The following is a 253-nucleotide window of genomic DNA, read 5'->3' on the forward strand; positions in this document are numbered from 1 at the left end:
ATCCTGGAAGCATCGCGAATTAGTTGAGGAGAAGAGTAATGTCGCAGTTGGGTCTTCACCTGGATCTGTCAACCAAGCGCACGCGCAAGCGGGAATTTCTCGATGAGATGCGGCGTGTCGTGCCTTGTGTCACGGGGCGGCGTAATCGAGCCGGGGATGGGCGGCGTAATGGAGCCAGCAGAAACGGGGGTAAAGCGCAGATTCGAACGGGCTCAAGAATGCGGTTTTTTGCCCGGTTTGGCAACCGCGTTTT

Annotated in this window: 1 protein-coding gene; it reads left to right on the forward strand. The window is 56.5% G+C overall.

Annotated elements, in window-relative coordinates; all coding sequences use genetic code 11:
• Nucleotides 1–38: 38 nt before the first annotated feature.
• Nucleotides 39–253 (forward strand): hypothetical protein (locus VSR82_RS40485; RefSeq protein WP_498858976.1); only part of this gene is annotated, 215 nt, incomplete at its 3' end.

The organism is Burkholderia sp. JPY481, assembly GCF_038900515.1.
Taxonomy (GTDB): domain Bacteria; phylum Pseudomonadota; class Gammaproteobacteria; order Burkholderiales; family Burkholderiaceae; genus Paraburkholderia; species Paraburkholderia youngii.